Raw genomic sequence first — 9,557 nt, forward strand, 5'->3', positions numbered from 1 at the left:
GGTAAAACGTTACTAAGTTTGCTTCAAATAAAGTATTCTTTAGCCTGTGTACTGGATTTATTTCGTATTCCAAGAGCTAGTTCGATCTTGTTTTTGTGAAGTATTTGATACGCAGATTTGGGATCTTGTTTAGTCAGCGATACAAATTTTACACCTCTTTTTTTATTTTTGAAAGGTCTATACATTTGTAGAAAATTACCTTTTCGGTAACTTTTCCAACCTATTTACACTATGTTTTTTTACTATATAAACCCCGCTAGCACGCGAATAGTATAGCTACACGGCTACGCTACCGCGTGAGTTTTCGAGACTCGTCAATACCACCGGAATTTGCAGCCCGTCTTATTTTATATTCTTTTTTATTCACTTTGTTAATTTTAGGGTCTTTTTGTAAATAAAAAAACCATAGTTTTATTAGCTAAATAAATAGAGTAATGACTTCGATTGATTTTATCATAAAAACATACGACCTTTTAAATAGTCAAGATTATAGAATAACATTTTCCCCTGCCAAAAATAAAAACTGGATGATGCTGTGTAACAATCATTTTATGGGAGGATTATTTGATGAAGAGTTATACTTTGTTTATACAGAAGCAGTAAGCCAATTGCTCAATAATCCTCCGCCAGTATATAAGGGGTATTCAACGCAAGCGCAACATAAAATGCTTTTAATACCTATTGAAAAGGCGATGGATTTACTTGTTGTTACGTATAAAGAAAAGTTTGATTGGGCCAATTATGTTTGCGATATCTCCTGTCATTTTACGGCCAATAGCAAATACCCCGATCACATCGTCAAGAACTATGAGATGTTTGTCATCTTTCTTCGTTTTTGTTATGAGAAGAAATTATTGGTGCTAAACCCATTGGATAAAAACAATCGTATTCTGTATATGAATTACAAAAACCAAGATCTTACTGATACAGGAAAGCTTATCTTCAGTGATCTCATGTTCGATTGGTTAACATACACCGATAGAACGAATAAGATTGATAACACTAAAATGTTAGAGAAATATTACCTAAAAATACTTCAGAAAAATCAAATAGTAGCGTAAAAGATGGAATCAACGATAAGGTCAAATCAAGCTTTTCGCATAAAGTATAAGCAGTTTTTTTTTGTGTAATGTACCCAACTGATAACGTTCGCCTAGGTCAATCCCCAGAAATCTTTATAAATCCCTATAGAGAAGAACCCATTTTATAAATCAAGTCAGCATGAAGTTTACCAACGCTCATAAAATAGCTTTCAATAATTGCAAAACACAAGCAGAATTTAACCTGTTTTTAGATGATTTTGAAATAAATTCCACAGATGAAAGTTCTAAAAATATTTTGCATTATTACCTCGGTAGTTTAATTTATGACACCAATATGGAGGAATTTGAAATAAATCGTCCATACCTGTTAAATCCCATTGCAATCATAGACGAGATGCTAAAAAGAGGTATTGATATTAATGCACAACCACACAGAGGTCCTAGAATGTATACCGCATTATGTCTTTGTGTTGGTTTTACCTACAAATCAAAAGAAATATTTGATCATCTTATTAAAAATGGAGCAGATGTAAATATTCGCATTGGACATGGAGGTACTGTCTTGACAAAAGCCCTATTGAGTGCCGGAGTAAAAAGAAATGACGATTTATACTTTGTAGAAAAGCTTTTAGAGAATGGAGCAAATATTTATGCACAAAACAATTTCGGCGTATCAGCATTTAGCCTAGTTCAAGGATTTGCAGATGATGCCTTAACGCTGACAAACTTGATTATGAAATATCATCAGGATCAGTAATTTGTTGCTGCCTTAGATTTTAAAAGTGCAAGTAAAACGGTATTGTACGACCGCAAGTAGCTTATATTTAACACTCTGTTTGACAGAAAGTAAAACAAACCAAATAGTGTAGCAGAACCGAATATTTACTTTATTGTTGCCGTTTGAACGGTAGCTAGCATTTAAAAGCAGTAAATAAAACAGACGAATGACAACAACAAACTTTGAAAATTGGCGTATCGAACTTGAAAAAGTTTGGGATTTAAAAACAGCGGAAGACTGTGTGAAATTTAGTGAATTAATGTATTCATTAAATGACGACGAAGACACAAATTATCTACATAAACTCATCGACGCGATAAGACTAAAAGACGATTCTGGTGTTTATGAAAGTTTGTATAATGCAATTTGGGTATTTCCTCCAAAGTTGGTCGGCGAGATTCTTGCCCAGAGACTATCCGAGCTTCAGAAAAGAATCGGGAAATTTGACCAGGTTTCTAGATTTTATATTCCAATTCCAACTACTGAAGTCGCCTTGCATGCCTTTCTCGAAGCGGCGAAGCAGTGGACTATAGCTGAAAGAAGAACTTCTATATCTGCCCTGAAAAATTGGTTTATTGAGGACGAAGAGTGGGGAAGCGTTTTGGAAAAATTAGGTAAACCTATAGCAAAAACGAAAGAAAGTGCTATTCCCGAATATTGGGACGAAAATTGGAGAAAAAGATTTGTAGAAGGACGGGAAAAAGGTGGAGAGTTTTCTATAAGTGGGATATTTTGGAGAAAAGGAAAAAAAGAATGGCTTGCAGATTTAGATTTTCTAATCGAAGTTTTAGCATTAAACCTCGGTAAAGATTGGCGACAAATTGATACGATGACAAACGCTCTTTGGTTCTATGCGAATAAGACAGTTTATCCAACATTTGTTGACAAATTAAAACAACTGCCCATTGAAAAACAAACAAAAATTCTGGACAATATAAAAAGAGTTAATAAGAACAAATTCAAACAACTTAACACAGAAATAAACGGCAACTAAAAATTGGTTAGCAACAGAAGGGTTAAACGGTAATTTCTACCGTAGTTCATCCATTCAGTATTTGTACTTAGATTGGCTACAATCATTACAAAGCCCCGAGACGTTGGCAGAAACTTATTGAACGATATGGCAGAAAAATTTTATCCTGTAAAAAAAAATGGGAAATATGCTTTTATAGACAATCAGGGAAACCTGATTACAAAGTTTGACTTTGACTTCGCCAATATGTTTGGAGGAATAATAGTTAATGAGGAGTTTGGATATATGGACTGCAAAGGCAATATATATATAAACCCCAAATATAGATACAAATATGGCTTTGGAGGTTTTTATGATGGATTAGCAATTGTGGAAGTTGACGGGAAATTTGGTTTCATCAATAGAGAAAATGATATAGTCATTGAACCTAAATACTATCGCGTAAATGAATTTCATAACGGAATAGCATTAGTACAAGACAATAGGTTCACTTCATCTTATTTCATAAATACAAGTGGCAAAATAATATTGACGAACCGGGAATTTGGAGTATCGGAATATAATGAAGGTTTGATTAATTGTAGGGATTTGATAGAGAAGAAATGGGGCTTTATTGATATTGATAACAACTTCATTATACCCCCCATATATGATTATACAAGCTCCTTTCATGAAGGTATGGCAGCCGTAATAGCAACGGTTATTGGTAAAAAAGCTAATAAAAAACAATTAGCTGGCTTTGTAAATAGAAACAACGAAGTTTTAATTCCGCCTAATTTTAAAATAGCTAATGGGCATTTTTCAGAGGGACTATGTTGTGTTTGGGACAATGGCAATGGGTACATTGATACGAAGGGAGCCGTTGTTATTCCCTGTGAATACTTAGTGGGAGAAAATTTCTCAGATGGTTTGGCAGGTGTTCAATTAAAAAAAAATAATAAACATGGATTTATAAATAAAGAGGGAAACATGGTTATTAAACCAAAATTTGCACATGTAGAACGTTTTGAAAATGGGATAGCTAAAGTTACCATTGGGAAAGACCACGCTGTTTATAAAGAGGGTTACATCAATAAGGAGGGTGATTACATTTGGAAACCGACACGTTGAAATTAGCGAGGCGAAACTGAAAATTTCAACCATAGTTCTTCGACTAAATATTTATACTATAGAAGATTTGTAATAAAACAGATTTTCTATATTTGTCACTGATTCGCTCGCTTGTAGCGACTCTACATCCAATTATAAACAGATTGTCGTTACTTTGAAGTAGCATATACAAGTTAGCGGAAACCTTACAAACAATATGTAATGACAGAACTAAATCAACTAATTGACAAATATCACTCCGAAAAGGACGAGGATGAAAAGGCTGAAATTATTAATACAGACTTCCAATTCTTGAATGACAAAACTAAATGGAATTTTTTATTGGATTTAATTGAGCAAAGTGAAACTTATGACCTTGTAAAAGTAAATGTTTACAAGATTATTGAAATTACAGATTTTAGCAATCTTAATAGTATAGCCATAAAAAACAGGATTTTAGAAGCTTTAAAAATTGAAATAGATGAAATGGTCAGACAATATGGGTTTATGTCTTTGTCTTGGAGTTTTAGCAGTTTTCCTGACGTTATAGACTTTTCTATAAACACTATGGAGAACAAAAAAGAAGATTTAGATGTTAGACATTGTGCTTTTGGCGTGTTGACAAAATCCAAAGATTTCATAAAAATAGAGACGCTAAGAGAAAGACTTTTACAAATAAAAGATTTTGAAAAATATGTGAAAACATTTTTTGAACAACGAGCGAAAGGCAACCGCTAATAAGGGGGGACTTTCATTGAGGGCTTCGCTGTATGCAATAGTGAGGCGAAACTGTAAAGTTCGAAGTTAGTACTTCCATTGCTCCAGCATTGCAACGCCATCGCAATGCCTAGAAACGTTAGCAGTAAACATACAACAACACGACCAAATAATATATAAAGACACAAAAATGAACTTTGATTTTGCAGAACAAATAAATTCCGACCTTGAAAATCTTGACTTTCAGAAAGCCATTATTACTGCGGAAAAAGAGCTTAGTAAAATTGCTACAACAGAATTCCACGAAATCATGGGTAAAACCTTTACAAATCTTGCCGACGATTTAGTCAATTGGATTGACCGTTTTTACAAAGAAATTTCAAAGAAAATGGAAATTAAAGCACTGTACTTTGAAATGAACGAATTTGACATAAACACAGATGTTTGGTACATAGACGGCATTGCTTACAAAGAAGACGGCGGACTTGATCTTGAAGACATGGAATGGCTTTCGGACTGCAAAAGAGATGTAATGACAACGAAAGAATTTGTATTGACAGGTTACGAAAGATTTCAAAATCTCTTTGAAACGATTGAAGAAAAGGAAGAAAATGACGAATGGACCGATGAAATGCAAGAGGCAAGAGATTGGTGTGAACAAATTATAATTTCCAGATTTATGGAAATAATGAAAAAAGCACATCAAAGTGCAAAAGAAAGAAAATTAGATTGGGGAAATATTCCTGTTTACATTACCGAACACGGCTATGATTTTATAGTGAAATTCTAAATGTAAAAAAATGTCCATTGGTAAAATGGAGCTGCCGAAGGCTTTATTTAGCTAACTGCTTCGGTTATGGAAAATACCGGAAAATAATTGGATATGCTGATCAAACTGACCCCAGTACAGAATAAACGAAGTGAACTTACAATGATAAAATATTATAAAGCTGACGACAAAGAACAGCTACTTTACAAAGAATCTTGGTTTGAAGAAAAGAGAAAAGTAGCCATTGTTCACTATGGAAAAGTGGGTTATAAAGGAAAAGTAGAAGAGATTCCGATTGAAACGAAAAATGCAAATGACGATTTTGTACATAATTTCTGTAAAGACTGTGAAAGTCATGGCTATTATCAAATCGATGAAGATAATCATCATTGGGTTGTTGTTCAATTTCCTTTAAAGAGTGAATTAGGAAATAAAAGAGATTTATGGCTTAAAGACAAGGTGCAAGAATATCTAAAAGACCATCTAGGTTGGAATGGATTAGGCGATGTTGATGGTTTTGATATGGGGCAAAAGAAATTAAATATTTTTTGTAAGGTTGTAGATAGTGAAAAAGCGGTTAGCAGTATCAAAACTTGCCTCAAAGAATATCGACTTGACCTTAACCAAGCAAGAATTGCAACAAAAAAAGCAGGAGAAATAAATTATACGCTAAAGTTTTCTCACAAAAAAGTAGATAATTTTGAATTATGAAAAAGTTAGCATTACAAAAGATTGATTTCAAACAGTCGCTTCCAGTAGTTTATGAAGATTTAGAACCCATTCTAATGGCAGAGCTCAATGCACTTCGAGACAAACTAATTGCACTTCCTGAAAACACAGAAAGTAGCGAAATACTTAATTTGTTTGAAAACTGTGTGCTATTGCTCAACCAAATCGAAGACAATGATGCTATTGAAAGTTACATCGACACAGAAGAAAGAGAAGGATTATGTGATGCTTTATATAAAATGGGAACGATTGTAGGACTTGATGAAACAGAAAAATATATCGATAATTGGCGAGAGTGGTAACTAAAAAGTAACGACTTAAAATAATCTTAGCTAACAAGGGTTTACTTTCGGTGAGGGTTTGGCTGTTTGCAATAGTGAGGCAAAACTGTAAAGTAAAAGTTTGTTCTTCAATTGCCCCACCATCGCCATGCCCAGAAACGTTGTGTTCCATTTTTTAGAACGACGCTTCAGCGACAAACATTAACTAAAATAAAAAAAATATGTTTATAGAAAAATGGAAAGACACCGCATTTGGAAGTGATCATGGGGGAGACTTTCAACAATTTTTAGAGAAAGTTCCAAGTAAAAAATTAACATTGACGGAAATATACAAACTTTGTGACTTAAAAAAATATTTTGATCAACCTGAACTGCTCAATCAACGCACGGATAACAATGTCCGGCTTGAAAATCCAGACTTCGAACAGTTTGTACATTATGAAGAAGCTGTGATTGCACTAACAGCAATTGTTGCTGAAAGTGAACTAAATGGGAGTGCTGATTTGACAAATGCTTACGGTTCAAAAATTTTAACTTTTGACATCTCAAAAGAGGAATTGCTAACATTAAAAAATGCCTTGACTGATATTCACAATAATACAGAGAAATTTGTGTTATTTGAAATGCTAGGAGACTATAAAGAGGATACACTTGTTGATATTTTAGAAATTATCGAGTGCATAAAAGAAAGTATTAAAAAAAAGTAAACGCTTTTTGTTACATTCGACAAAAAGCGGTACAAAACAAGGATTTTGCAATAAGGACATTTGGGTAAAAGCTTTCTTCTCGCTTTTATCCAGTACTTTTACCTTTAGTCGCAAAAGTTGAAGCTTTTACCGTTTTCAAAAACTATTCTAAAAACTGAAATCGATCGCTCAAATCGGTTTATCAAATTTTCGTATCCAGGAATTTAACGCTTAGCTTAATTCAGTAGATCGTTGTCTCGCAAGACATCAGAATCTTTTTTTGGAATCATATTTTATGATTTATAGTTATCTTCGCGAGAGACTAAATCACAAAAAGGAGATACCGAAGGTTTAATTTTAGATAACTACTTCGTATAATATAAACCTCCGAATAATGATTTTTGATCAATAGGATTATGGAGGTTTTTTCACAGACTGAAGGTAGTCGTAATTTTACAGAACACAACCAAAGATATAAGAAGCAATGAACATTGACGAAATTTTTAACCATATAAAAAATAATCCCAAACTCGCCTATATTATTGTTGGTCTTATTTTTACATTAATTTTAATAGGATACATAAAGCGATGGAAATGGGCAACAGACCCAACGGGAAATAGAAAAAGCGTGGTACTCGTTGAATGGTTTGGTTATGAAAACTACCGGAAAATAATGATCGTAATCCTTATCCTTGGTATAATAGCTATCAGTTCTATTTATCTACTAAGTACATAATGAATTGTTCAACATTAAAAGGAATTAGTATATTCAAAAACAATATCTTAGTACCGAACAGATGGGGAGTAAAACCAATGGGAATGATAAACCGAATAATGTAAGTTCAAAAATTTTATTATTCAAATATGATAGGAGCATATTTGAACTAAATTATAGTATTGTTGTTAATAAATAATATTTCATATTGTTCTAACTAAAAAAGAGAAAGAGGAGATGCTCCTCTCTAGTCAATAACTTATAAAGCATAAGTCTTAAAAAAAACATAATGTCAAGAGTGTTTTTTTCTTTTGTATATAACCTAATAATCTCATCTATTTCACTTTGATTACCAAATTACACGGATATAATAGGGAATGTAAGTCTTCTCATAATCAAGATTATTTACATCAGTATCTCAGAATAATATTATTTTTTTTCTTCTATTAATTTCTCTAATTTTTCAATCATCTCTTTTTGCTGTTGTAACATACGCTCATATAACTCAATCATTTTATCAATTGGATTGAAATTTGGTTGATAATTAAAAAAAGAAGGTTGGTGACAATTTTCAAATGATACAGAATTCGAGATCATATTAATTGCCTGTTCTTCATCAAAATTCTCAATCGCTTCAACTGGGATTTTAAGGACTTTAGAAATCTGTTGTAAAAGTGAATTATCAATGACTTCTTTCTGTTCAAGTAAAGAGATTTTCTTTTGGTTCCAATCCTCTCCCAAATCAAAAGCCAAGACCTCTTGTTTGATTCCGAGCATTTCTCTAAAACGCTTTACATTTCTTCCTTGGTGTATTTTGTTTTCCATATTTCAACATTGAGTTTGTGCTAGCTCAAAGCTAGCGCTTTTATTAAAAAGATTGAATCGTAAAGTTAGTAAATTATCCGCTAAACTAGTTGATCCTAGAGGATATTATACGTTTACTATTCACCAATTTAAAAGCAATTACATGTACGATTCAATGAATGGTAAAACTCGAATGCTATTTATTCCTCTCCAAGTTGCACGACCCCAGTACCGATTTTTCCATTCACGCCTCTTAAAATTCCCTGTTTAATTTCTGTTCGGATTTTTTTTCTAGTTAAACTTCCTTCTTGCTTTCATTATGACAGTTAGCTTGTAACGGAAATGCTTCACAAAACTATAAAAGCCTTTTTACACCTGAAACCCCGATTAACGCAAAACGTCGAAAATCGACAAAAAAGGGAATAAATAGACGTAAATAGTCAAAAAAAGTGTTTTTTTTACCAAAGTGAAAAATCAATAAACTGGTATTCAATCTTTTATCTCGAGTAGTTTGGGGTTTGTTTTACTCTTGTTTTACTCTTCTTCTACTCAGCCCTGTGTTTACAAGGGTTTACGGTTATTTTCCAAAACAAGACTAAAACAAGACTAAAAGAAAAGTCGAAATTGGTTGTTGCTTTTTTGCTTTTGTAATGGACTGCTGTGATTAACGGATGAGACTCTCCCTTCGTTAGGGTGACAGACGAGCCGACAATTTTTGCTATCGGTATTCTTTGCGAAGAAAGAGGGATTGCATGTCCCAGTCAGGGGTATATAGACACAAAGAAAGCCAATCCCTCGTTGTACTGGGTATTTCGTTTTTTTATTTTCTAAAAGAAACGCAGGAAGCAACCATACGCAGCCATCTTGTATGTCCTGCTGACGAAGGAAGCATCGCATCGGTTACTCAAAGCAGTCGATGAGTAGCTTAAAGTGATATTTTGTAAAAAAGAAGATTTTCCTATAAAAGAGAATT

Annotated in this window: 11 protein-coding genes; 10 read left to right on the plus strand and 1 reads right to left on the minus strand. The window is 33.2% G+C overall.

Annotation, left to right across the window (positions count from 1 at the left end; genetic code table 11):
- The first annotated feature begins 434 nt into the window (after window positions 1-434).
- The 10 genes from ACMHJ2_RS14435 (at window position 435) to ACMHJ2_RS14480 (ending at window position 7,801) form a co-directional block, all read left to right on the plus strand.
- Entirely contained in the window at window positions 435-1,061 is a 627-nt protein-coding gene (locus ACMHJ2_RS14435; protein WP_413513572.1) for a hypothetical protein, read from the plus strand.
- A 160-nt stretch (window positions 1,062-1,221) separates the two neighbouring features.
- Window positions 1,222-1,800 (plus strand): hypothetical protein, encoded by a 579-nt coding sequence (locus ACMHJ2_RS14440; RefSeq protein ID WP_413513573.1) that lies wholly within the window; start codon window positions 1,222-1,224, stop codon window positions 1,798-1,800.
- 187 nt (window positions 1,801-1,987) lie between these two features.
- Complete coding sequence (locus ACMHJ2_RS14445) at window positions 1,988-2,815, plus strand: hypothetical protein (protein ID WP_413513574.1); 828 nt, start codon at window positions 1,988-1,990, stop codon at window positions 2,813-2,815.
- A 126-nt stretch (window positions 2,816-2,941) separates the two neighbouring features.
- Window positions 2,942-3,904, plus strand: coding sequence for a WG repeat-containing protein (locus ACMHJ2_RS14450; protein WP_413513575.1), 963 nt, complete (start codon window positions 2,942-2,944; stop codon window positions 3,902-3,904).
- Window positions 3,905-4,105: 201 nt separating this feature from the next.
- On the plus strand, window positions 4,106-4,621 hold the full coding sequence (locus ACMHJ2_RS14455; RefSeq protein WP_413513576.1) for a hypothetical protein: 516 nt from the start codon (window positions 4,106-4,108) through the stop codon (window positions 4,619-4,621).
- Between the two features lie 169 nt (window positions 4,622-4,790).
- Window positions 4,791-5,390, plus strand: coding sequence for a hypothetical protein (locus ACMHJ2_RS14460; protein ID WP_413513577.1), 600 nt, complete (start codon window positions 4,791-4,793; stop codon window positions 5,388-5,390).
- 93 nt (window positions 5,391-5,483) lie between these two features.
- Window positions 5,484-6,080, plus strand: a complete 597-nt coding sequence (locus ACMHJ2_RS14465) for a hypothetical protein (protein WP_413513578.1) — start codon at window positions 5,484-5,486, stop codon at window positions 6,078-6,080.
- Window positions 6,077-6,400, plus strand: a complete 324-nt coding sequence (locus ACMHJ2_RS14470; protein ID WP_413513579.1) for a hypothetical protein — start codon at window positions 6,077-6,079, stop codon at window positions 6,398-6,400. The genes ACMHJ2_RS14465 and ACMHJ2_RS14470 overlap by 4 nt, the downstream gene beginning before the upstream one ends.
- A gap of 200 nt (window positions 6,401-6,600) precedes the next feature.
- Window positions 6,601-7,086: an imm68 putative immunity domain-containing protein gene (locus tag ACMHJ2_RS14475; RefSeq protein WP_413513580.1), complete on the plus strand. Its 486-nt coding sequence runs from the start codon at window positions 6,601-6,603 to the stop codon at window positions 7,084-7,086.
- 463 nt (window positions 7,087-7,549) lie between these two features.
- Window positions 7,550-7,801: an immunity 17 family protein gene (locus tag ACMHJ2_RS14480; protein ID WP_413513581.1), complete on the plus strand. Its 252-nt coding sequence runs from the start codon at window positions 7,550-7,552 to the stop codon at window positions 7,799-7,801.
- Between the two features lie 408 nt (window positions 7,802-8,209).
- On the opposite strand, the gene ACMHJ2_RS14485 is transcribed toward ACMHJ2_RS14480, so the two are convergent.
- Entirely contained in the window at window positions 8,210-8,605 is a 396-nt protein-coding gene (locus tag ACMHJ2_RS14485; RefSeq protein WP_413513582.1) for an XRE family transcriptional regulator, read from the minus strand.
- Window positions 8,606-9,557: the final 952 nt, after the last annotated feature.

Origin of the sequence: Myroides odoratus (genome assembly GCF_965118575.1) — a bacterium.
GTDB classification, from domain to species: Bacteria; Bacteroidota; Bacteroidia; order Flavobacteriales; family Flavobacteriaceae; genus Flavobacterium; species Flavobacterium odoratum_B.

Excerpts from the sequence above, each read along its gene's own strand:
- ACMHJ2_RS14435 (WP_413513572.1), top strand. The coding sequence starts at position 435 with ATGACTTCGATTGATTTTATCATAAAAACATACGACCTTTTAAATAGT.
- ACMHJ2_RS14440 (WP_413513573.1), top strand. The coding sequence starts at position 1,222 with ATGAAGTTTACCAACGCTCATAAAATAGCTTTCAATAATTGCAAAACA.
- ACMHJ2_RS14445 (WP_413513574.1), top strand. The coding sequence starts at position 1,988 with ATGACAACAACAAACTTTGAAAATTGGCGTATCGAACTTGAAAAAGTT.
- ACMHJ2_RS14450 (WP_413513575.1), top strand. The coding sequence starts at position 2,942 with ATGGCAGAAAAATTTTATCCTGTAAAAAAAAATGGGAAATATGCTTTT.
- ACMHJ2_RS14455 (WP_413513576.1), top strand. The coding sequence starts at position 4,106 with ATGACAGAACTAAATCAACTAATTGACAAATATCACTCCGAAAAGGAC.
- ACMHJ2_RS14460 (WP_413513577.1), top strand. The coding sequence starts at position 4,791 with ATGAACTTTGATTTTGCAGAACAAATAAATTCCGACCTTGAAAATCTT.
- ACMHJ2_RS14465 (WP_413513578.1), top strand. The coding sequence starts at position 5,484 with ATGCTGATCAAACTGACCCCAGTACAGAATAAACGAAGTGAACTTACA.
- ACMHJ2_RS14470 (WP_413513579.1), top strand. The coding sequence starts at position 6,077 with ATGAAAAAGTTAGCATTACAAAAGATTGATTTCAAACAGTCGCTTCCA.
- ACMHJ2_RS14475 (WP_413513580.1), top strand. The coding sequence starts at position 6,601 with ATGTTTATAGAAAAATGGAAAGACACCGCATTTGGAAGTGATCATGGG.
- ACMHJ2_RS14480 (WP_413513581.1), top strand. The coding sequence starts at position 7,550 with ATGAACATTGACGAAATTTTTAACCATATAAAAAATAATCCCAAACTC.
- ACMHJ2_RS14485 (WP_413513582.1), bottom strand. The coding sequence starts at position 8,605 with ATGGAAAACAAAATACACCAAGGAAGAAATGTAAAGCGTTTTAGAGAA.